Source organism: Streptosporangium sp. NPDC001681 (assembly GCF_040298085.1).
Taxonomy (GTDB): Bacteria; Actinomycetota; Actinomycetes; order Streptosporangiales; family Streptosporangiaceae; genus Streptosporangium.
In genome coordinates this window covers 1-1581 of sequence record NZ_JBEOZN010000316.1, presented here as the reverse complement: position 1 = coordinate 1581, position 1581 = coordinate 1, and the positions used below count along the sequence as shown (strand labels likewise).

The window sequence follows — 1581 nt, the reverse complement described above, 5'->3', positions numbered from 1 at the left end:
CGGAACCTGTCAATTTGATCAAGGCAGTTGAGCTGGGCTAATTCTGTGTCGGCTGTTCTGGTGTGTCCTTCTGCTCGTTCGTGTCATCGTTCTTGGGCTTGTTGATCCATGCCGGTCCGGGCAGGTCGGGCGGGGTGGGGGTGCCGCCGGATGCGAACCGCTCGGGATGCGTGGCGTGGGCGGCGGCCAGGACACGGGCGCGTCGGTCACGGACGACGGTGGCGCGGCCGTAGTGCACATCGACCGGGTGGTGGTAGCCGATCCCGGAGTGGTAGTGGTCGTGGTTGTACCAGGTGTAGAAGGTCTGGCAGAAGGCGCGGGCGTCCTCGATCGAGCCGAAGTGGCCGGGGAAGGCCGGGCAGTATTTGAGGGTTTTGAAGCTCGCCTCGATGTGGGGGTTGTCGTTCGATGTCTTGGGGCGGCTGTGGGACTTGGCCACGCCGAGGTCGATGAGCAGCTCGGCCACGGTCTTGGACTTCATCGAACTGCCGCGGTCGGCATGCAGGGTGAGGGTGTCGCGGTTGACCTTCTGCTTGAGCGTGGTCTGCCGGATCAGCCGTTTGGCCAGCGCGGCCGACTCGCGGGAGGCGACCATCCAGCCGACCACGCAGCGGCTGTAGATGTCGATGATCGTATAGAGGTGGTACCAGACGCCCTTGTCCGGGCCGCGTAGCTTGGTGATGTCCCATGCCCATACGCGGTTGGGGGCATCAGCGAACAGTTCGGGGATGGTCTTGGGCGGGTGGGTGGCCTGAGGGCGCCGATCACGGCCGACCTCACCATGAGCGCGCAGGATCCGGTACATCGTGGACTCTGAGGCCAGGTAGGTGCCCTCGTCCAGCAGCGTGAAGTACGCCGTGGCGGGGGCCGCATCGGCGAAGCGCTCGTTGAGCACGGCTCGGACGTGGTCACGCTCGGCGGTCGACAGCGCGGCCGGATGCGGCTTGCGCGGGGTGATGGGACGGGCCGGAGCCGGGCTGCGGCGGTTGTTTCGGTACCAGTTGGCCTGTGGCACTCCGGCCGCCGTGCACGCTTTGCGGCGGCCGAGCAACGGGGTGAGTGCCTCGATCGCCTCGGCCTGCGCGGTCTGGATGATCTCGGTCACTGCTCGCCCCGAGCCGTCGAGTTCTCGCTGCCGGTGGCGAGCTGATCCAGCAGCGCGAAGAGCTTTCCCTGCACCTCGATCACCTGGCGGGTCTTGTCGAGTTCGGCGCGTAGCCGTTCGACCTCGCCCTCCAGCGTGTCGATCTGCTTGTCGCGTGGGTCGGCCTTCGGACGGCCGACCGGCCGGGCCAGTGCCTGGGTCGCCCCATGGTCTCGGGCGGTCTTCCAACTGGAGATCAGTGAGGAGTACAGGCCCTCTCGGCGCAGTAGCGCGCCCTTGCCGGCCTTGTCGAGCTGCTCGTACTCCTGCAGGATCCGAGCCTTGTACGCCGCGGAGTACCGGCGGGCTGTGGCCTGCTCATGTACCTGCGGGTCAGGGGTCTCGGGGTCTGGCTGTCGTGCTCCCACGAAGGGATGTCTCCTTCCCCACCCTCGATACAGAGTTATGTACCTTTTTGTTGCCTCTGTCTAGTTTGG

1 protein-coding gene is annotated in these 1581 nt (G+C 66.1%); it reads right to left on the bottom strand.

What is annotated here, in order from left to right; all coding sequences use genetic code 11:
- Window positions 1-37 precede the first annotated feature (37 nt).
- A protein-coding gene (locus ABT130_RS47570; RefSeq protein ID WP_350966498.1) for an IS3 family transposase occupies window positions 38-1512 on the bottom strand; the annotation gives its coding sequence in 2 pieces (ribosomal slippage) (window positions 38-1173 and window positions 1173-1512; 1476 coding nt in all).
- Between the last annotated feature and the right edge of the window lie 69 nt (window positions 1513-1581).